Origin of the sequence: Niveibacterium microcysteis, assembly GCF_017161445.1 — a bacterium.
GTDB classification, from domain to species: domain Bacteria; phylum Pseudomonadota; class Gammaproteobacteria; order Burkholderiales; family Rhodocyclaceae; genus Niveibacterium; species Niveibacterium microcysteis.
In genome coordinates, this window is record NZ_CP071060.1 from 2,325,919 (window position 1) to 2,344,848 (window position 18,930).

General features: G+C 61.5%; 17 protein-coding genes. 9 read left to right on the forward strand and 8 right to left on the reverse strand.

Going from position 1 to position 18,930, the window contains the following annotated elements:
- Positions 1–6 precede the first annotated feature (6 nt).
- The 4 genes from JY500_RS10495 to JY500_RS10510 are packed head-to-tail and all read left to right on the forward strand — an operon-like array spanning position 7 to position 3,291.
- Entirely contained in the window at positions 7–717 is a 711-nt protein-coding gene (locus JY500_RS10495; RefSeq protein ID WP_172199886.1) for a 2Fe-2S iron-sulfur cluster-binding protein, read from the forward strand.
- Positions 718–733: 16 nt separating this feature from the next.
- Positions 734–1,294 (forward strand): NADH-quinone oxidoreductase subunit B family protein, encoded by a 561-nt coding sequence (locus tag JY500_RS10500; RefSeq protein WP_172199889.1) that lies wholly within the window; start codon positions 734–736, stop codon positions 1,292–1,294.
- Positions 1,295–1,309: 15 nt separating this feature from the next.
- Positions 1,310–2,809 carry a Ni/Fe hydrogenase subunit alpha gene (locus tag JY500_RS10505; protein WP_172199892.1) on the forward strand — a complete coding sequence of 500 codons (1,500 nt, stop codon included), beginning with the start codon at positions 1,310–1,312 and terminating at the stop codon, positions 2,807–2,809.
- On the forward strand, positions 2,806–3,291 hold the full coding sequence (locus JY500_RS10510; protein ID WP_206256311.1) for a hydrogenase maturation protease: 486 nt from the start codon (positions 2,806–2,808) through the stop codon (positions 3,289–3,291). Before JY500_RS10505 ends, JY500_RS10510 begins: the two co-directional genes overlap by 4 nt.
- A 248-nt stretch (positions 3,292–3,539) precedes the next feature.
- On the opposite strand, the gene JY500_RS10515 is transcribed toward JY500_RS10510, so the two are convergent.
- Complete coding sequence (locus JY500_RS10515) at positions 3,540–4,157, reverse strand: DUF4124 domain-containing protein (RefSeq protein WP_206256312.1); 618 nt, start codon at positions 4,155–4,157, stop codon at positions 3,540–3,542.
- Positions 4,158–4,327: 170 nt separating this feature from the next.
- On the opposite strand from JY500_RS10515, the gene JY500_RS10520 reads away from it, so the two are divergent.
- Positions 4,328–5,368, forward strand: a complete 1,041-nt coding sequence (locus JY500_RS10520; protein ID WP_206256313.1) for a GMP reductase — start codon at positions 4,328–4,330, stop codon at positions 5,366–5,368.
- 6 nt (positions 5,369–5,374) lie between these two features.
- Here the strand turns inward: JY500_RS10520 and JY500_RS10525 are convergent, their stop codons facing one another.
- The 6 genes from JY500_RS10525 to aptA all read right to left on the reverse strand — a co-directional run bounded on the left by JY500_RS10525 (position 5,375) and on the right by aptA (position 12,940).
- Positions 5,375–7,012 carry an NAD(P)-binding protein gene (locus JY500_RS10525; RefSeq protein WP_206256314.1) on the reverse strand — a complete coding sequence of 546 codons (1,638 nt, stop codon included), beginning with the start codon at positions 7,010–7,012 and terminating at the stop codon, positions 5,375–5,377.
- Positions 7,013–7,027: 15 nt separating this feature from the next.
- Complete coding sequence (locus tag JY500_RS10530; RefSeq protein WP_206256315.1) at positions 7,028–8,017, reverse strand: thiamine pyrophosphate-dependent enzyme; 990 nt, start codon at positions 8,015–8,017, stop codon at positions 7,028–7,030.
- A 9-nt stretch (positions 8,018–8,026) separates the two neighbouring features.
- Positions 8,027–9,280, reverse strand: coding sequence for a transketolase C-terminal domain-containing protein (locus JY500_RS10535; protein ID WP_206256316.1), 1,254 nt, complete (start codon positions 9,278–9,280; stop codon positions 8,027–8,029).
- Positions 9,281–9,318: 38 nt separating this feature from the next.
- Positions 9,319–9,903 carry a 2-oxoacid:acceptor oxidoreductase family protein gene (locus JY500_RS10540; RefSeq protein ID WP_172199913.1) on the reverse strand — a complete coding sequence of 195 codons (585 nt, stop codon included), beginning with the start codon at positions 9,901–9,903 and terminating at the stop codon, positions 9,319–9,321.
- Between the two features lie 170 nt (positions 9,904–10,073).
- Positions 10,074–11,570, reverse strand: coding sequence for a CoA-acylating methylmalonate-semialdehyde dehydrogenase (locus JY500_RS10545; protein WP_206256317.1), 1,497 nt, complete (start codon positions 11,568–11,570; stop codon positions 10,074–10,076).
- Between the two features lie 32 nt (positions 11,571–11,602).
- The gene (aptA, locus tag JY500_RS10550; protein WP_246479870.1) at positions 11,603–12,940 is read right to left on the reverse strand and encodes an omega-aminotransferase AptA; all 1,338 of its coding nucleotides are present in this window, start codon (positions 12,938–12,940) and stop codon (positions 11,603–11,605) included.
- 115 nt (positions 12,941–13,055) lie between these two features.
- On the opposite strand from aptA, the gene JY500_RS10555 reads away from it, so the two are divergent.
- The gene (locus JY500_RS10555; RefSeq protein WP_206256318.1) at positions 13,056–13,988 is read left to right on the forward strand and encodes a LysR family transcriptional regulator; all 933 of its coding nucleotides are present in this window, start codon (positions 13,056–13,058) and stop codon (positions 13,986–13,988) included.
- Positions 13,989–14,063: 75 nt separating this feature from the next.
- Here the strand turns inward: JY500_RS10555 and JY500_RS10560 are convergent, their stop codons facing one another.
- Positions 14,064–15,458 (reverse strand): undecaprenyl-phosphate glucose phosphotransferase, encoded by a 1,395-nt coding sequence (locus tag JY500_RS10560; RefSeq protein ID WP_206256319.1) that lies wholly within the window; start codon positions 15,456–15,458, stop codon positions 14,064–14,066.
- A gap of 121 nt (positions 15,459–15,579) precedes the next feature.
- On the opposite strand from JY500_RS10560, the gene JY500_RS10565 reads away from it, so the two are divergent.
- The 3 genes from JY500_RS10565 (at position 15,580) to JY500_RS10575 (ending at position 18,922) form a co-directional block, all read left to right on the forward strand.
- Entirely contained in the window at positions 15,580–16,830 is a 1,251-nt protein-coding gene (locus JY500_RS10565) for an outer membrane beta-barrel protein (protein ID WP_206256320.1), read from the forward strand.
- 337 nt (positions 16,831–17,167) lie between these two features.
- Positions 17,168–17,851, forward strand: coding sequence for a PEPxxWA-CTERM sorting domain-containing protein (locus JY500_RS10570; protein WP_172199950.1), 684 nt, complete (start codon positions 17,168–17,170; stop codon positions 17,849–17,851).
- A gap of 171 nt (positions 17,852–18,022) precedes the next feature.
- A complete protein-coding gene (locus tag JY500_RS10575) occupies positions 18,023–18,922 on the forward strand; it encodes an EpsD family peptidyl-prolyl cis-trans isomerase (RefSeq protein ID WP_206256321.1) in 900 nt (299 codons plus the stop codon).
- Positions 18,923–18,930: the final 8 nt, after the last annotated feature.

Sequence of the window (18,930 nt, forward strand, 5' to 3'; positions counted from 1 at the left end):
AGCCCCATGAGCGACCCGAAGAACACCTTCACACTGGACGGCCAGCCCGTCGAATTTGAAGCTGGCCAGACGATCATGAATGCCGCGCTGGCCGCCGGTCACTACATCCCGCATCTTTGCCATCACCGCGAGTTCCAACCTCACGGCAGTTGCAAGGTATGCACGGTGCGGGTGAATGGCTGGCTGAGCGCCAGTTGCACCACACCGGCGAGTGCTGGCGCAAAGGTAGAAAGCGACGCGGCGGACATCCAGGACGCACGACGCCGCATCGTTCAGATGCTGTTCATCGAGGGCAACCACTTCTGCCCGTTCTGCGTGAAGAGCGGCAATTGCCAGCTGCAGGCCGTGGCGTACCACCTCGGCATGGAGGACACCTCGCTGCCGCATCGATTCCCCAGCCGGGCCATGGATGCGTCGCACCCCGAGGTCGTGCTGGACCGCGATCGCTGCATCAATTGCTCATTGTGCGTGCGCGCCAGTCGCGACGCCGATGGCAAGGAACTGTTCGGCCTCTCTGGGCGGGGCATCGACACGCAACTGGTCGTCAATTCGCCGACCGGCCTGCTGAAAGACACCAACATCGAGGCGACCGACCGCGCGATCCAGGTGTGCCCGACGGGCGCCTTGCTCGTGAAGCGTCGCGGTTACGAACAGCCGATTGGCGAGCGGCGTTTCGACGCCCAAACCATCGAATGTGAATTCGAATCAAAATACTGAACGGGACTCCGCAACGATGAACGCGCCCAACGAACAGCCCCCACGCCTGACGGTTGCGACCTGTTCGCTCGCAGGTTGTTTCGGGTGCCACATGTCCTTTCTGGATGTGGACGAGCGGATCGTGCAGCTCGCCCAGCTCGTGACCTTCGACCGCACACCGCTCACCGATGTGAAGCACTGTTCTGAGCATGTCGACGTCGGCCTGATTGAGGGTGGTCTCTGCAATGTCGAGAACGTTGAAGTGCTCCGCGAGTTTCGTGACCGCTGCAAGTACATCGTGGCCGTGGGCTCCTGCGCGATTACTGGCGGTGTGCCGGCTGTGCGCAACAAGTTCACCCTTGAAGCCTGCCTGCGGGAGGCATACATCGACGCACCGGGCATCGAGAATCCGCATATTCCGTTCGATGCCGAGATTCCGCTGCTGCTCAACAAGGTGCGACCAATCCATGAGGTGGTGCGGGTCGACTATGTGCTGCCCGGCTGCCCACCGCCCGCCGACGCATTCTGGGAGTTGCTGACCGCCTTGGTGGAAGGGCGCGAACCGCAGCTTGCCTACGAAAACCGAAGATTCGACTGAGCCGGAGCGCAACGCATGTACGAAAATCTGGAGACGGCAAGCGAGTCGATTGGCCTGCAGCGCCTCGCGATCGAACCGGTCAGCCGGGTAGAGGGACACGGCAAAGTCACGCTGCTGCTGGACGCTGAGCGCCGCGTGCGGCAGGCGCGCCTTCACGTCGTGGAGTTCCGCGGCTTCGAGAAATTCATCCAGGGCCGGCCCTATTGGGAAGTGCCGACGCTGGTCCAGCGCCTCTGTGGCATCTGCCCGGTGAGCCACCTGCTTGCAGCGTCGAAGGCGACCGACTTCTTCGTCGCCGGCAACGTGCCGATCTCGCCCACCGCAACCAAGCTGCGCCGCCTGTTGCATTTCGGCCAGGTGCTGCAGTCACACGCGCTGCACTTCTTCCATCTCGCCTCGCCGGATCTGCTTTTTGGATATGACGACCCGGTAGCGCATCGGAACGTCGTTGGCGTTCTGCAGGATCATCCCGAAATCGGATTGATCGGCGTGAAGCTGCGCAAGTATGGGCAAGAGGTGATCCGCGTGCTGACAGGCAAGCGTGTTCACGGCACCGGCTCAGTGCCGGGCGGTTTCAACAAGCCCTTGTCCGCCGAAGAGCGGGACTACTTGAAGCAGGACATGCTCACCGTGCTGGGTTGGGCTTCACACGGTCTCGCGATTGCCAAGCAGCTCTATGTGGCCGATGAGGCCGCAAACCAGGGCTTTGCCGCGGCGCGCTCGAACTTCCTGTCGCTGGTGGCGCCGGATGGCGGTTTGGAGCTCTACCACGGCGGCATTCGCGTGAAGGACGCCGACGGCGGCATCGTGCTCGACCATTTTGACTATCGGGGCTACAACTCCATCCTTCATGAGGAAGTGAAGTCCTGGAGCTACATGAAGTTCCCGTTCCTGACCGCGCTGGGCAGGGAACAAGGGTGGTATCGCGTGGGCCCGCTGGCTCGCATCAACAACTGCGACCATATTCCGACGCCACGTGCGGAAGCCGCGCGCGCCGATTTCATGGCCCACGGCGGCGGCCATCTGGTGCAAGCGACACTGGGCTACCACTGGGCGCGCATGATCGAGTTGCTGCATTGCGCAGAGGCGATCGCGGAATTGCTGGACGATCCGGAAATCACCGGAACAGACCTCTCTCGCTCGGGTACCCCGCTGCGTGAAGGGGTGGGCGTGATCGAGGCGCCGCGCGGTACCTTGTTCCACCATTACCGGATCGACTCCAACGACCTCATCACGATGGCCAACCTGATCGTTTCGACGACCAGCAACAACACCGCGATGAACGAGTCAGTGCGTGCCGTAGCCGCCGAGTGTTTCGACGGGCGAGAGGTTACAGAGGGTCTTCTGAATCGCATTGAAGTGGCGATCCGCGCATACGATCCTTGCCTGTCCTGCGCGACCCATGCAGTGGGCAAGATGCCGCTGAGCATCGAAGCCATCGCGCCAGATGGTGAGGTCGTCAGCCGCTTGGTCAAGAGTGGCGACGGCAGCTTCAGCCGCGAGGCCGAAGCATGAGCGCCGCACCGGTGCTTGTTCTTGCGTTCGGGAATCCCGGGCGCGGTGACGATGCGCTCGGACCGATGCTTGCCGATCGGCTGGAAGACTGGCTTGCTGCCCAAGGCCGGGACGACGTGGAGGTGATCGTCGACTTCCAGCTCAACATCGAACATGCCCTCGATCTGGCTGATCGCGAGCGCGTGCTGTTCGTGGATGCGCGCGCGTCAGGCGAAAACGGGGCGCGGCTGGATGCGGTTTCCGCCCGAGCCGATGCCAGTTACTCCACGCATGCGGTTTCACCGCAGGGTTTGCTGGCGGTGCATGAGCAGGTTATCGGGGAGACGCCACCACAGGCGGAACTGCTTTCCTTGCGGGGGCATTCGTTCGAGCTGGGTGACCCACTGAGCCTTGCGGCACGACAAGCGCTGGAAGCGGGATGGAGCGGCCTACTCGGATGGCTGGATGCTGCGACGTGCAGTCGGACGACGGCCACCGTCTGAGGCCAACCGCCGCCGCGATGGCGTGACCTCATTAGGTTGCTGGCGAACATCCACGTTGTCGGTGTTTCCGTGCCGCGCTGTGCTGGCGCTGAGGCTATGGGCAACAGGGCTGCAGTGTGCCCGGTAAGGCCCCTACGCGATACGCGACCGGATAGTCGCTGGGCGATCAACAACGGCGAGTGGTTCGCGAGCCATCCGCCGAGCGCCAGCGCCCCTTTGCCCCGAACTGACGCGTAGCCCCTCAGAGGTCAGCGGATGGTTGCGACGCAATCGCGAGCCAACTGCTGGGCTGATAGAAAACCATCAAACCGCTCCCCTGTCGAGTCAAACAGCGCGTCGGACTTGATATGGCGAGCCCTGACCACGAACGAGTCTTCAGTCTGAAGTTGTTTGACAAGCCTGGCCGTATCCTTGGCCCCGAATCGCAACGTGCCACTCGGGCTCAGGTGCACGTCGGAGAGGAACGCCTGGCCGGCGATGTTGATGCCGACGCCATTGGTGTTTGTGCTGAAGGGCATCGACGGCGTGCCGGGCTCTGCAGCCGAGACGAGTTCCGCGATCTCACCTTCTTTTGTGTACTCGACACGTAGGCGAGCCACCGCAACCGGGCGATAACGCGAACCCAAGCCGATCGATGGGGACTGCACGAAGCAGCCCGCCTTGCCGTTGCCGTCGGTGCGCTTCTCGAATTGCCAAGCCGAGCCTGCATCCCGTTGGGCGCCAACATGCTCGGTCCGTGCTTCCGGCGCACATGGAATATCCTGAAATACGGTCCGTCCGTCGGCCATCTTGCACTTGTAGGTGGTCGCAAATGCGACTGGCGAGGCGACGAGCAGGATACTGATAACGAGCAGGCGTGTTTTCATGGTGGCCGGAAGTTGGTGAGGTCGGATGCCTTGCGGATTGTAAGGCCTTGCAAGCGCCCGCCCCGTGCGTCAGTTCATTAAAGATTATCAATTGCCTTGTTCTGGAATCGGCGCATCATGTCGCCCGCAAAAGGCCCGCGTGGCCACCCAGGACAACGGAGGTTTGAAGCATGCGTATCGAACAGGATCTGAAACTGGACTTCAAGGATGTCCTGATCCGCCCAAAGCGGTCGACCTTGTCGTCGCGATCGGAGGTCGACATTTCGCGTGAGTACACCTTCCTGCACTCAGGGCGGAAGTACCGCGGCGTACCAATCGTTGCGGCCAACATGGACGTCACGGGCACATTCGAAATGGCCACCGCGCTCGACAAGCAGATGCTCGCGACCGCGCTGCACAAGCATTACGACGATGACGCCCTGGTAGCCCATTTCAGCGCACTCCCAGATAACGCCACCCGCTTCTACTCGATGGGGATCGGGGCCGCGGACATGGCGAAGTTTCGCCGGGTCATGGAGCGGGCAGGGCCGGCAATCAAGAGCGTCTGCATCGACGTTGCGAACGGCTATACCAAGGCGTTCGTCGACTTCATCCATTCGCTGCGCGAGGCCTATCCGGCGCTGACGATCATGGCCGGCAACGTTGTTACCGGTGAAATGACCGAAGAGCTGGTGCTGGGCGGGGCCGATATCGTCAAGGTTGGCATCGGCCCAGGCTCGGTATGCACGACCCGCAAGATGACGGGCGTGGGCTATCCGCAGCTCTCCGCGATCATCGAATGTGCCGATGCCGCGCACGGCTTGGGCGGTTTGATCTGTGCGGACGGCGGCTGTACGACGCCGGGCGACGTGGCTAAAGCATTCGGCGGCGGGGCGGACTTCGTGATGCTCGGTGGCATGCTGGCCGGGCATGACGAGTGTGGCGGGCAACTGGAAGAAGTGGACGGCGTACGCAAGATGCGCTTCTACGGCATGAGCTCCCGTATCGCGATGCAGAAATACGCCGGGGGCGTAGCCGAGTACCGTGCCTCCGAAGGCAAGGAGGTGCTGATCGACTATCGCGGTCCGGTGGAAAACACCCTGCAGGATCTGCTCGGCGGTGTACGTTCAGCTTGCACCTATGTAGGCGCCCGCAAGCTCAAGGAGCTATCCAAGCGCACCACATTCATCCGCGTCAGTCAGCAGCTCAACGAGGTGTTCGGCAAGTCCTGAACGAGTTCAGATCGTCTCCGGCACCATCTCGATTGCGCCGCAGGGGCACTCTGCGGCGCACAGGCCGCAGCCCTTGCAGTAGTCCAGGTTGATCTTGAAGCGTTTGCCCGGACCAAGTTTGATCACCGCGTTGTCCGGGCAAACCCCGTAGCAGTTGTCGCACTCGAAGCAGTTGCCGCACGAGAGGCAGCGGCGTGCTTCGAACAGCGCCGTATCTGCGTTCAATCCGCTTACGACTTCGTCGAAGGTCGATTCGCGCCGCACCCGCTCCAGCTCTTGCTGCACCGAGCGCGGAGCGTCTGTGTAGTACCAGGTATTCAGACGTTCGAAGGGGGCCACCGGGTGCTTTTCGGGTACATCTGGGGCCTCACCCCGCAGCCATGCATCGATATGACGCGCCGCTTTCTTCCCGTGGCCGAGGGCTACGGTTACCGTGCGTTCGGCCGGCACCATATCGCCGCCGGCAAAGATGCCCGGGCACGCTGTCATCATGTTCGAGCCGACGCCGACCACGCCGTCAGTGAGCTGCAGACCTGGCACATCATCAAGGAGTGACAGGTCAACGTCCTGCCCCAGAGCGAGCACCAGCGAGTCGGCTTCGATCTGTTCAAATTCGCCGGTTGGCTGAGGAAAACCGGATTCGTCGAGCGCCATCTTCTCGATGGTGAATTGCTCACGCGCTCCCGCGTCCGCCCCCATCTTGATCGTGGACAGCCACCGGAACATCACGCCCTCGTCCAGAGCTTCCTGAACTTCGGAGTCATGCGCCGGCATCCGGTCGCGCGTGCGCCGGTAGATGATGACTGCCTCCTCTGCGCCGAGGCGGCGTGCAGTGCGCGCAACATCAATCGCAGTATTGCCACCGCCATACACCAGCACACGGCGGCCGAGCAGGGGCTTTTCGCCAAGTTCCACACTGCGCAGCACGCTCAGTGCGTCCATGATGCGCGCAGCCTCGCCAGCGGGCACCCAGGCCCGTTTGGATACATGCGCACCAACGGCAACGAACGCCGCGTCGAAGCCACCTTCATCGCGCGCCTTGAGGAGATGGTCGACCTTTGTATTGAGCCGGATCGTCACGCCGAGTTGTTCAATGCGACGAATCTCGGCGTCCAGCACATCGCGCGGCAAGCGGTACTTCGGGATACCAAAGCGCATCATGCCGCCCGCCATCGGGCCCGCTTCCCGCACCTCCACCGCATGCCCCAGGCGCGCCAGGTGGTACGCCGCAGCCAGGCCAGACGGGCCTGCGCCGACAACCAGCACGCGCTTGCCACTCAAGGCTGGCGGTCGCGCGAACTGCCAGTCTTGCTTGATCGCTTCGTCGCCGAGAAAGCGCTCAACTGCGTGGATGCTGACTGCAGAATCCAGCCGCGCGCGATTGCACGCCCCTTCGCAGGGGTGGTAGCAGACGCGTCCGGTCACCGCTGGCATCGGATTGTCCTGAACCAGCACCCGCCACGCCGCCTCGTATTGCCCGCTCTCGGCGTGGTAGAGCCAGCCCTGGATATTTTCGCCAGTTGGGCAGCCTTGGTTGCAGGGCGGAAGGTGGTCGACATAACTTGGCCGGGCGGTGCGCCAGCTGCCGGTGTGGTTGGCCAGCGACGAGCCTGGGTCAAGCGTGATGGCAAACGGTTTGTCCATGATCGGCTCCGCTCCTCAGGGCAGCAGTGCGTAACGCTTGATGTTGCGATCGGCCTGCGCCTGGATGACGGCAATCCGTTCGGTGTCGATCGTAGGTTCGAACAGATGCGCAAAGCGCTTTTGCAGGCGCAGGAACTCATCGACCGGAACCGGGCGCCGGATCGGGCGAGCCTCGCTCACGTCACCGAAGCGTGCTTCGAAGATCGGGAACAGGCCGCTCTCGGTTGCCAGTCGCGCCAGGCGGATCGTGTCGCTGGAAGCAGCGCCCCAGCCAAGCGGACAGGGCACAAGCACATGGATATAGCGCGCGCCGCGAAGATGGGTGGCTTCTTCTACCTTTGCCTCCAGATCGCGCAAGTCAGCAACGCTCGCGGTAGCGACATACGGAATCCGATGCGCCATGGCGATCTCTGGCAAGAATTTGCCTTGTCCGAATTCGTTGCCGGGCGCCGGCCCCATCGCCGGTGTTGTTGCGGTTCGTGCCGCTGCGGGCGTGGCGGACGAGCGCTGCACGCCGGTGTTCATGTAGGCCTCGTTGTCGTAGCAGATGTAGAGCACATCGTCGTTACGTTCGAACATGCCCGATAGGCAACCGAAGCCGATGTCAGTTGTTCCGCCGTCGCCGCCCTGTGCGATCACGCGGACATTGCGCCGCCCCTTCACGCGCAGGGCTGCGGCAACGCCCGTGGCAACCGCCGGCGCGTTGCCAAAGAGCGAGTGCATCCATGGCACCTGCCATGATGTTTCGGGGTAGGGCGTTGAAAACACTTCGAGGCAACCGGTGGCATTGACGACCACCATCTGCCTGTCGGTGGCATGCATCGCGGCGTCCATTGCATAGCGGGCGCCCAGTGCCTCACCGCAGCCTTGGCAAGCGCGGTGGCCCGAGGTCAGAGAGTTGGCGCGGGCGACGGTAGCCTGCACGGTACGCTGCGCCTCATCGAGCAACCGGTTGCCGACGGTGTAGGTGCCGGTCTGGTAGAAGCGGACAGGTTGGAAGCTCATGCTGCTCTCCTACTCGATGCGGACACTGGCACGTGCGATCTCTTGCACCATCCGGTTCGCCAAAGGTCCACTGCGGCGAACCTCGCGTTCATGCGCGAGAACGCGGTCGACCGCGCCCTGGTCGAGGTCGAGGAAGCTCAGGCTCGCCAACGCTCCTGCGAGCGCTGTGCGGAACAAGCGTTCGAGCGAGACAGTCGTGATCGGCCTGCCACCGAGACCTGCGACGACGGTGTGCGTTGGAATGTGCAGGCCTGCGAGTGCCTTGCGCAGCGAGTCGGCGACGATGCCCCCCTGGCCAATGGCAAAGCTGCGCTCGATTACAACGACGCGCTTTGCTTGAGCCAACGCTTCACGTACCGCGTCGAGCGGGAAGGGGCGGAAGGTCTTGATGGCCAGCACGCCTATCGAGGCACCCTCGGCGCGCAGCGCGTCCACCACGTCCTTGATGGTGCCGAGCACTGAGCCGAGCGCAACGATCACGGTGTCGGCGCCCTCGCTGTGGTATTCGGAAATCAGTCCGCCGGCTTCCCGGCCGAAACACTGGCTGAACTCAAGCGCAAGTTCAGGGATCAGCGCCAGGGCCTGCAGTTGCCGCGCGTGGGCAAGGTAGCGCACCTCGGTGAAGGCCTCGGGGCCCACCATTGCACCAATCGAAACCGGATCGTCCGGGTCGAGGAGTTGGCGCGGTTCGTAGGGCGGCAGGTAACTGTCGACCAGCGCCTGGCTCGGGATGTCGACGCGTTCGTAAGCATGGGTAAGGATGAAGCCATCCATGCACACCATCACCGGCAGCGACAAGGCTTCGGCCAACTTGAAGGCCTGGATGTGCAGATCCAGAGCCTCCTGATTGTTCTCGGCGAAGAGTTGCAGCCATCCGCTGTCGCGCAAGGCCATCGAATCGGAATGATCGTTCCAGATGTTGATCGGCGCACCGATCGCACGATTGGCTATCGTCATCACGATCGGCAGGCCCAGGCCCGATGCGTTGAACACTGCTTCGGCCATGAACAGCAGGCCTTGAGAGGCGGTGGCCGTGTACGCACGCGCCCCCGCGGCCGAAGCGCCGATGGCTACCGACAATGCGGCGAACTCCGACTCAACGTTGATGTATTCGCAGGGCCATATATCGCCGGTTCGCACCATCTCGGAAAGCGCTTCAACGATGTGCGTTTGCGGAGATATCGGATAGGCGCAAATCACCTCGGGCCGGCATAGCGCTACCGCTTCGGCGACGGCCCGCGAACCTTCGATCTGTTTAAGCACGTGAGACTCCCTTGCAGCCCGGTCGGCCAACTGGCAGTTCAGATTTCGGCGGGTTGTAGTGCCGCCATTGATCGCGCGGTGGCGAAGGCATCACTCGCGGCCGCGATGTTGGCCTCGGCGATGCGCGGATTGAACTTCTCGCGAATTGCGGCGTGGATGGATTCGAGTCGCACCAGGCCGGTAATCGCTGCGAAGCCGGCCAGCAGCGGGACGTTCGGGACCGGGCGACCAACATGCCGCAAGGCGATTTCGGTCGCGGGCATCGTGCATAGGTGCGCCGGCGGGAAGCGCTCTGCGACCGAGGCGAGGCCCAACTCTTCGAAACTGCTGCTCGAATTGATCAACACGTAGCCGGTACTGACTAGACCCGCGAACACGTCGATCTGATGGAGCAGGGTGGGATCCTGAATGATCAGCGCGTCCGGCTTCATGACCGGCTCACGCGACCGGATCTCCTTCTTGTCGATACGGCAGAAGGCGACTACCGGAGCGCCTGTGCGCTCTGAACCGAAGCTGGGAAAGGCTTGCGCCCATTCGCCATCGAGAAAGGCGGCGATCGAGAGCATTTCGGCGGCGGACACCACCCCCTGACCACCGCGACCATGGATGCGTATCTGGAACATCGCGCCTCCCCCGAAGCTGATGCTACCCAACCAACCTGAAACCCCCACGATGCCGTGAACCGCACCGATGAGCCGGATTGTGGGCGCCACGCAGGGCGCGACCTTGACATTGGGCAAAAGCAATGCGGCCCGCACAATGGCGGGCCGCAAGGAGGAATGAGGCTGTCCGGTCAGCGATTACTTGGGAAGCTGAACACCGTTCCTTCGCGCACGCCAGCCGACGGCCAGCGCTGCGTAATTGTCTTGCGGCGGGTGTAGAAGCGCACCGCGTCCGGGCCGTATGCCGACAGGTCGCCGAACAGCGAGCGCTTCCAGCCTCCAAAGCTGTGATACGCCACCGGTACCGGCAGCGGTACGTTCACACCCACCATGCCGACCTTGATGTTGTCGGTAAAGTAGCGGGCTGCTTCGCCGTCGCGGGTGAAGATGCAAGTGCCGTTGCCGTACTCGTGGGCATCGATAAGGTCCATGGCCTCCTGCAAGCTCTTGACGCGCACCACCGAGAGCACCGGCCCGAAGATCTCGTCACGGTAGATCTTCATCTGCGGGGTCACGTTGTCGAACAAACAGCCGCCAAGGAAGTAACCGGACTCGTGCCCAGGCACCTTGATGCCACGGCCATCGACGACAAGCGTGGCACCTTCCTCGACCCCAAGGTCTACATAGCCCTTCACCTTGTTGAAGTGCTCGCGCGTGACCAGCGGCCCCATGTCGTTGCTGTTGTCGGTGCCGGGCCCGACCTTCATCTTGGCCAGTTCTGCGGTGAGACGCGCCACGACGTCGTCACCCATCGCGTCGCCGACCGCAACGACGACCGGAATCGCCATGCAGCGCTCGCCGCAGGATCCATATGCCGCGCCCATCAGCGCGCTGACCGCGTTGTCCAGGTCGGCATCGGGCATCACGATGGCGTGGTTCTTGGCCCCACCCAACGCCTGAACCCGTTTGCCGTTGGCACAGCCGGTTGCGTAGATGTACTCGGCGATCGGGGTTGAGCCAACAAAGCTCACCGCCTGTACCCGCGGGTCGGCGAGCAAGGTATCGACCGCGACCTTGTCGCCGTTGACCACGTTCAACACGCCAGGTGGCAGCCCGGCTTCCATCGCCAATTGTGCGATGTAGAGTGTCGAAGACGGATCGCGTTCGGAGGGCTTCAACACGAAGGTGTTGCCGCAAACCACCGCCATCGGCCACATCCACAGCGGCACCATGCAGGGGAAGTTGAAGGGGGTGATGCCCGCTGCAACGCCCAGCGGTTGGAATTCGCTCCATGAATCGATTGCCGGGCCAACGTTCTTGCTGTGCTCGCCCTTGAGTAACTCGGGCGCGCAGCAGGCGTATTCCACGTTCTCAATGCCGCGCTGGAGTTCGCCCATCGCGTCGTTGAGCACCTTGCCATGCTCGTCCGTGATTAGTGCGCAGATCTTTTCGGCGTGCTCTTCAAGCAACTGCTTGAAGCGGAACATGATGCGCGCGCGCTTGATTGGTGGCGTATCGCGCCAGGCAGGGAAAGCGGCCTGCGCTGCGGCGACCGCCGCCTGAACGGTGTCCGATGAGGCCAAGGCGACCTGCTTGGTCGCTTCACCCGTGGCTGGGTTGTAGATGTTCTGCACGCGCTCGGCGTCGGCAACCGCCTTGCCGCCGATGAGGTGACCTACGATATTCATGGTGCGATCCTGCATGTTCGTTTGAGTGGTCATCAGGGCAGCGACTGGATGACGTCGCCCAGGGCGTCGACCAGACGATCGATCTGCTCTTTCTCGACAATGAATGGCGGTGCCAGCTGAATCGTGTCGCCGCCGTACCGAACGTAGAAGCCCTTCTCCCAACACTTCATTGCGATCTCGTAAGGGCGCCGCGCGGGCTCGCCCGGCATCGCTTCAATGGTGAGGCCCGCAGCAAGCCCGTAGTTGCGGATATCGCTGATGTACTTGAGTCCCTTCAGACCGTGCACCGCGCTCTCGAAGTACGGTGCAATTTCAGCGACGCGCGCCACGAGGTTCTCCTTCTCCAGCACATCCAGTGCCGCCATCGCTGCGGCGCAGGCGAGCGGGTGGGCTGAGTAGGTGTAGCCGTGCGGGAACTCGAGCATGTATTCCGGGCCACCGCTATCGATGAAAGTGCGGTAGATCTCCTCGGTCGCGATCACGGCGCCCATCGGCACCGCGCCGTTCGTAATCTGCTTTGCGACGTTGAGGATGTCCGGCACGACGTCGAAAGCCGTGGCGCCGAACAGCGAACCGGTGCGCCCGAAGCCGGTGATGACTTCGTCGAAAATCAGCAGGATGTCGTGCTGCGTGCAGATCTCGCGCAAACGTTTGAGATAGCCCTGCGGCGGAATCACCACCCCCGAAGAACCCGAGAAGGGTTCCACGATCACAGCTGCGATGTTCGACGCATCGTGCAGCGTAATCAGATTCAGCAGTTCGTCTGCGAGGTGCGCGCCGTATTCGGGCGATCCGCGCGAGAACGCGTTTTGCTTCAATTGGGTGTGCGGTAGATGGTCGGCCTCGATTCCTTGGCCGAACAGCTTGCGGTTGCCGGCAATGCCACCGACGCTGATGCCACCGAAGTTGACGCCGTGGTACCCCTTTTCGCGGCCGATCAAGCGTGTCTTGCTCGCTTTGCCCTTTTGCCGCCAGTACGCGCGCGCCATCTTCAGCGCGGTGTCGGCGGATTCGGAGCCGGAGCCGGTGAAGAACACATAGTCGAGTCCTGCTGGCGCCATCTCCTTGATTCGGTGCGCCAGCTCGAAAGCAGTAGGGTGCCCGAACTGGAACGCTGGGGAGTAATCGAGTGTCGCCGCTTGGCGTCGGATGGCTTCGGTGATCTCCGGGCGGCAATGCCCCAATCCAGAGCACCAGAGCCCGGAGAGCCCATCAAACACCTGTCGCCCATTGGCGTCATACAGGTAGGCACCCTCTGCGCGTGTAATCAGGCGTGGGTTCTTCTTGAAGTCCCGGTTTCCGGTAAAGGGCATCCAGTGCGCTTCAAGCTGCTCGGCACTCAGGCCGCAGTTCAGGCTTTCCATCTTCATGCGAACTCCAGTGAGCTGGCGAGTCTTCTGACGTAGCAATCTTCTCCCAAGTGCTTGCTTGCGTTAAATTGCAATATCTCCATGTTTACTTGCCGAAAAGTGCAAACAAGCGCCCATGAAACGGAAGCCAACGCTCGGCCAGGTGAGTGACCTTGATATCCGTCTGCTACGGGTCTTCCGGACCGTTGCGGAATGCGGCGGACTCGCAGCGGCGGAGCTTGAACTCAACATAGGCGTCTCTACCGTGAGTCGCCATATTAAGGACCTCGAAGACCGGCTCGGACTGGTTCTGTGCAGGCGAGGGCGGGGCGGCTTTGCGCTGACTGCCGAGGGCCAGCAGGTGTATGACGGCGCCTTGCGGCTACTCGCCGCGATCGACGGGTTTCGAGCGGGCGTGGAGGAGATCCACCAGCGGATGACTGGTTCAATCGCGATTGCGTTGTTCGACAAGATCGTCAGCAACCCTCAGGCGCGGGTGAGCCAAGCTCTGGGGGCCTTCGCAGAACGCGCACCCGATGTCGCGATTGAACTGCACGTTGCACCGCTGAATGCGATCGAGCGCGGCGTAATGGATGGTCAGTATCAGATCGGCATCGCGCCGATGCATCGATGTTCGGCAAGCCTCGATTATCACCGGCTGTTTCCGGAGCGCATGTACCTCTACTGCGGGTGCGACCACCGTCTCTTTCGGGCAAACGATGGCAACCTGACCTGGGACGACATCCGTGCCGAGAGCTATGCCGGACTCGGCTACCACTCGCCGAACATGGAGCTCAGTCACAACGTGCAGTTGCGGCGAGCGGCCTCGGCATACGACCAAGAGGCTGTGGCGATGCTCGTGCAGTCCGGGCGCTTCGTCGGATTCCTGCCGGATCACTACGCCCGCAGCTTTGAGGAGGGTGGCGCGATGCGGCGTCTGCGCCCGGAGATGTTCAACTACGACGTTCAGTTCGCAGCTTTGGTTCGCCACGCACCAAAGCCATCACGCGTGGCGCAGACCTTCATCGACTGCCTCCTGGCCGCCCACCAGGTATCCCCAACGAACTGAGCGCATACCATAAATGACAACGGGCACTGGGGCCTTCGCCGCCGGTGCCCGCTGGTAGGCATTGCTAACGCACGCCTAGAAGGCTGTGTCGTCCTTCACCACAAGAAGTGCTGTCTTGAAGATGATCCAGAGGTCCAGACCCGGCGACCACTTGCGCAGGTACTCGAGGTCAAACTCGATGCGCTTCTGCATCTTGTCGATGGTCTCGGTTTCGCCGCGGTAACCATTCACCTGAGCCCAGCCGGTGATGCCGGGCTTCACCTTGTGGCGAACCATGTAGCCTTTGATCAGCTTGCGGTACTGCTCGTTGTGCGCGATTGCGTGCGGGCGCGGGCCAACGATACTCATCCGACCCTGCAGCACATTGACGAATTGCGGCAACTCGTCGAGCGAGGTCTTGCGGATGAACGCGCCGAACGGGGTAATCCGCTGATCGTTGCGTGTAGCCTGCTTCACCACCGCACCGTCATCGCAGACAGTCATCGAGCGGAACTTATAGACCGTGATGTCCTTGCCATCGAGGCCGTAACGCCGCTGCTTGAACACGATTGGCCCCGGCGAGCTTCGCCAGACCCCGATTGCGACAGCAATCAGAATTGGCGAGATCAGGATCAGGATCAAGATCGACAGGACGATATCCTCAAACCGCTTGACGACGCCATTGAATCCCGAGAACGGCGTATCGCACACAGCCACCACCGGCATGCCAGCAACCGACTCGGTCCGTCCCTGGATCAGGTCGGTCACGAAGATGTCCGGCACGAAGTAGATGGATGCGGTGGTGTCCTTCAAATCATCCAGCAACGCGAGAATCCGCGGCTGAGTCGCCATCGGCAGTGCGAGGTAGATGCGATCGATGTGGTGCTGCTTCACGTAGTTGGCGACCTCGGACAGCGAACCCAGCAGTTGCACATCATCCTGGGCACCCAGACGAGCACGGCTGCGGTCATCGAAGAACCCCATCAGCTTTACGCCCAAGAAACGGTTGCTGAGGAAGTGCGACGACAACTGCGACCCGATGTCGTTGAAACCGCACACCACCGCTGTGACCTCCGCCTCAGAAAGCGTCAGCACCCGAGGGATCGCATAACGGGCCGCTGCATGTGTAGCAAACAGCACCACGGGCAGCGAAGCGAACCACGCAAACAGCACTTCAGCCGGAAAGTAGCTCGCGTAGCCGGTTGCGTAACCGAGCAGCAGCAAGATCCCGGCAAGGATCATCGCATTCAGGAATGCATCCTTCGCCACCCGGCGAAGCGGGTCGCTCAGCAAGGTGTTTCCTGGAAAGCTCAAAGAAAACGCGATCAGCGAAAGGATCACATAATCAGCATCGACCGACTCCCCGAAAATCAGGGCCGAGACGAACAAGGTGAGGATCACCATCACCGGGTCGAGGAAAGTCTCCACCACGCCGGCCAGGGTGACATTGTTTCGCAGGGGGGTGCGTTGGGCTTCAAGTCGGGCAAGCATCGTTTAAGCGAGAATCCGTTGGCACAGAATTTGAAAGCTGGGCGTCATACTATCGACACCAGTGTTGCGAACATTCGATCGTGTCGCATGTTCAACACGAACTACTCAATCTAAGAATCAGATGAACATATCAAGCAAGAAATTCGCCCGTTGTGGCATCGCCAGTGTCATGAGCGTCGTGCCACTTGTCTTGACACCGCCTGCACAGGCGGAAGATCCGACACCGCTTCGCTACGGTGCGGGTGTCACCTTCCAGCGGGATTCAAACCTGTTTCGGCGTGATGCCGAGACGCCAACTGGCGTCGAAACGCCGGTTGGCGTTGAAACCCCGATCGGCGTCGAATCTGACAACATCACTAGTAGCTACGCCTACCTCGGCTTTGACACAACACTCAGCCGGCAAAGGCTCTACGGAAACTTCAATTTCGGAAAAACGCAGTTTAGCCGATTTTCACAACTCGATTATGACAAACAGGACATAAAGACCGGCTGGGATGGCGACTTTCCCGGCCAAATCCGGACCGGATTGGTGTGGACGCGAACCGCTCAACTCGCCAACTTCGCCGACTTGACAAAACCCCGGCGCAACGTGATCACCCGGGATGCCGTGCGACTCGATCTCGACGTGCCTGTCATGGCGAACTGGCACATTGTCGCAGCAGGCACTGTGAACCAGACAAGGAACAGCAGCACGCTCGACAGCGCCAATGATCTCGATGGGCGCTCTGTAGAGGGCGGCCTGCGCTACGTCACGCCCTACGGGAGTCGACTCGATTTCGTTGGCCAGCAGACCAATGTTGATTACACGGAGCGTACGCCAAATCCATTCTCTGACTCTGCCTACCGCGAGCGTATGGGGTCGCTTCGGGCGCTTTGGGCTGTCACTGGCGCGAGTCATCTGGAGGGCTACGTTGGGTACTTGGAGCGTCGCAATGAGAACTTCTCCAACCTCGATTTCTCGGGTCCGAGCTTCCGTGTTGCATGGACCTGGGAGCCAGCCGGTTCCACCGTTGTGGCCATCACCGCATACCGCACGATGGGTGCGGCCGGTGACAACGAATTCGATGCAGCGGTAACGAAGGCGCTGCGCATTGCGCCGGTTTGGGAGGTGACTGGGAAGCTCTCGCTGAATGCGCAGCTTGAAGCTGGCCAACGCCGCTACATCGGAAGCACCCGCGAAGGGCTGCCGATTGAAATCGAGGCTCCGGGCAGGGAGGACGATTTCCAGTCCTGGGGCGTGGGCGTGCGTTATGCAGCGCTGCGCTGGTTGCTTGTGGACATCGGATATCGCGGCGAACGCCGCGACTCAAATCGATATTTGCGCGACTACGACGACCACACTGGCACCGTGACAGTGCAGATCGGTTTTTGATGGTGCAGCGCAGCGTTGCAGACCCCGCATGGGGTGATCAGATCCGACTTGACGACGCCAACGAAGATCCGCCCGATAAGGCCGCAAGATGGCCGCATAAATAGCTTGAATGGCAGTAACGGTAATAAGTCGCGCGCAATACCTTTGTCATGTTGCGACGCAATGCTTCACTCGCTAGACTCCGCGCTCCAAAGCGGTTCAGGCAGCGGAGTCTGGCGTTCGACGGTGTTCTTTGGCGACAGCGGACTCTTTTCGCATTTGGGCCCACAAGCAGGTCGCACTTGGCACGTCGATTGCATAAGTGAAGCTGCCCGACCAACACAACAGAGGTCATCCCATGAGTTCTACTGCAATCAAGATCATCGCCGCCGCTGTTGCGGTGATTGGCTCTGCCGCGGCATCTGCTGCGGTTACCACGCTCGACGGCAAGGGGTTCGATGTCAGCTTCAACGGCAGCACGTTTGCCCCCGGCGCCATCAGCCTCTCCGCTGACGGTAAATCGGTGCTGTTCGACACCGACGCACTGTCCGCCTTTGCCGAAAAAGGCGACTCCGACTTCGCATTCGACAAGCTGAACTTCTCGATCACGCTTGATTCCGGCTACACCTTCAAGTCGCTCGAGATGTCGCAGTCTGGCGACTACGCGCTGTTGAAGAAGAACAGCGAAGTGTTTGCTTCGATGACCAGCACCGTGTCGATCGCTGGTGTCGCCAAGAGCGCAGCGTACAAGACCGCGATCTTCGATCTTGACGGTGTGAAGAAGGGTGCGGATAGCTGGTCGCTGACTTCGACCTATAACCTCGCTGGCACGCCGTACGCCAACGCTTCGAAGCTCAACGTCTGGGCGCTGAGCCTCCTGTCCGCTGACGCGGCCAAGGGCGGCTTCGCATCCATCGCTGCGCACGACTACTCGCTTCAAGTCATGACTGCCGCTGTTCCGGAACCGGAGCAGTGGGCGCTGATGCTCGCTGGCATCGGCATGGTGGGCGCCATCGCCCGCCGCCGTTCCGCTCGCGTCTAAGCGCAACTGCCTGCATCGCACCGGGTCACAGTTCACACTCGGTGCGCTGCAGGCGCCCGCCGTAATTTGCCACCATTGATATTTCTGGCAAATTGGCGGGTTCTTGCCCGACTTCCCGGGCGTCACCATCCAGAGGTCCCGATGTCTGCTGTTTCTGTTCGCCACGTTGCCTTGGCGCTGCTCGCTGCTGCCGTGCTCGCCGGTTGCGGATCCAAGTCCAAGGAACCCAGCGCAAGCCAGGTTGCCGCAAAGGTCAATGACGAAGAAGTGACCGTTCACCAACTGAATGGTCTGCTGGGCAAGGCGAACATCCCTCCTGGAACCGATGTCAACGCGGCACGCAAACAAGCGCTCGACCGCCTGGTCGAAGAATCCCTCCTGGTGCAAGCGGCGAAGGAGAAGAAGCTCGATCGTGACCCGCGCGTTGTCCAGGCAATCGAAGCCGCACGACGCGAAGTCATTGCCCGCGCGTATCTGGAGCAGGTGGCAAATGGCCAAGCCAAACCAACGGACCAAGCCATCTCCGCGTACTACACCGAACACCCCGAACTGTTCGCAGAACGTCGCATCTATAACTTCCGTGAACTCGCGGTTGCTGACGGCAGCAAGCAGGACATGATCAAGAGCCATTTCGATGCAGGTAAATCGATGGACGATTTGATCGCCGTACTTCGCGCCCAGAATGTTCGCTTCGCCGCAAACGCCTTTGTGAAGCCGGCGGAACAGCTTCCGCTCGACGCTGCACGGCGCCTGCATGGTCTGAAAGACGGCGAGGTGTCGATCATCCCGCGCGGCCAAGGACTCATCGTCCTGCAGGTCGCTGCGTCGCGCACCGAGCCCGTAGACCAAGCGAAGGCCAAGCAGGCCATCGAGCAGTTCCTGACGAACAAAGCCAAGTCCGAGGCGGTCGCTGCTGAAGTCAAGCGTCTGCGCGATTCCGGAAAGATCAGCTACGTCGGCGAATTCTCAAAGGACGCGCCGGCCGCGCCGGCGGGTGAAACGTCGGCCCCTGTCTCAGACCAGTCCGCAGCGGCCGACGGGATGCAGCAAGGCATCAAAGGTCTCAAGTAATTGCCGCG

Excerpts from the sequence above, each read along its gene's own strand:
- JY500_RS10495 (WP_172199886.1), top strand. The coding sequence starts at position 7 with ATGAGCGACCCGAAGAACACCTTCACACTGGACGGCCAGCCCGTCGAA.
- JY500_RS10500 (WP_172199889.1), top strand. The coding sequence starts at position 734 with ATGAACGCGCCCAACGAACAGCCCCCACGCCTGACGGTTGCGACCTGT.
- JY500_RS10505 (WP_172199892.1), top strand. The coding sequence starts at position 1,310 with ATGTACGAAAATCTGGAGACGGCAAGCGAGTCGATTGGCCTGCAGCGC.
- JY500_RS10510 (WP_206256311.1), top strand. The coding sequence starts at position 2,806 with ATGAGCGCCGCACCGGTGCTTGTTCTTGCGTTCGGGAATCCCGGGCGC.
- JY500_RS10515 (WP_206256312.1), bottom strand. The coding sequence starts at position 4,157 with ATGAAAACACGCCTGCTCGTTATCAGTATCCTGCTCGTCGCCTCGCCA.
- JY500_RS10520 (WP_206256313.1), top strand. The coding sequence starts at position 4,328 with ATGCGTATCGAACAGGATCTGAAACTGGACTTCAAGGATGTCCTGATC.
- JY500_RS10525 (WP_206256314.1), bottom strand. The coding sequence starts at position 7,012 with ATGGACAAACCGTTTGCCATCACGCTTGACCCAGGCTCGTCGCTGGCC.
- JY500_RS10530 (WP_206256315.1), bottom strand. The coding sequence starts at position 8,017 with ATGAGCTTCCAACCTGTCCGCTTCTACCAGACCGGCACCTACACCGTC.
- JY500_RS10540 (WP_172199913.1), bottom strand. The coding sequence starts at position 9,903 with ATGTTCCAGATACGCATCCATGGTCGCGGTGGTCAGGGGGTGGTGTCC.
- JY500_RS10545 (WP_206256317.1), bottom strand. The coding sequence starts at position 11,570 with ATGAATATCGTAGGTCACCTCATCGGCGGCAAGGCGGTTGCCGACGCC.
- aptA (WP_246479870.1), bottom strand. The coding sequence starts at position 12,940 with ATGAAGATGGAAAGCCTGAACTGCGGCCTGAGTGCCGAGCAGCTTGAA.
- JY500_RS10555 (WP_206256318.1), top strand. The coding sequence starts at position 13,056 with ATGAAACGGAAGCCAACGCTCGGCCAGGTGAGTGACCTTGATATCCGT.
- JY500_RS10560 (WP_206256319.1), bottom strand. The coding sequence starts at position 15,458 with ATGCTTGCCCGACTTGAAGCCCAACGCACCCCCCTGCGAAACAATGTC.
- JY500_RS10565 (WP_206256320.1), top strand. The coding sequence starts at position 15,580 with ATGAACATATCAAGCAAGAAATTCGCCCGTTGTGGCATCGCCAGTGTC.
- JY500_RS10570 (WP_172199950.1), top strand. The coding sequence starts at position 17,168 with ATGAGTTCTACTGCAATCAAGATCATCGCCGCCGCTGTTGCGGTGATT.